The 542-nt window shown below is 46.7% G+C and carries 1 pseudogene; it reads right to left on the bottom strand.

Annotated features, from left to right (window positions below):
• Nucleotides 1-478 (bottom strand): annotated as a pseudogene (locus R7040_RS29325) (sugar O-acetyltransferase); the annotation flags it as partial.
• Nucleotides 479-542: the final 64 nt, after the last annotated feature.

Raw genomic sequence — 542 nt, 5'->3', positions numbered from 1 at the left:
TCCCTGCACCAATAACCGAGTTTTCACCAATCGTCACACCCGGTAACACCACTGAGGTTGCGCCAATCCAAACATTGTCTTCGATGTGAACAGGAATATTGAACTGAGCCACTTCCCGACGTAAATCTGGCTCTATAGGATGTCCTGCTGTCGCAATCGTCACATTCGGGCCAATCATCACGGAATTGCCGATATAAATCTAGGTGTCATCGACAAGTGTAAGATTGAAGTTGGCGTACACATTATCACCCAGATAAGTATGACGCCCCCAGTTTGCTCGAAGCGGTGGCTCTAAATAACAGTTATCGCCCACAGCCCCAAGTAAACGCTGAAGAATTTCACCACGTTTTTCGCCCTCTGAAGGTCGCGTTTGGTTGTAGTCATAGAGAATCTCTAGGCATTGCGTTTGCTGTTTTGCGAGTTCTTCGTCAGTACAAAAGTAAATCTTCTGACTATGCAGCATTGATTGTCGGTCCATGTATCCATCTCATTTAACGTTCTATTACCCTCGGTCGTACAATACCCAATCACGGTCGCAGGCC

It is taken from the genome of Vibrio sp. 1069, from assembly GCF_033340555.1.
This window is presented reverse-complemented; position numbering and strand designations above follow the sequence as displayed.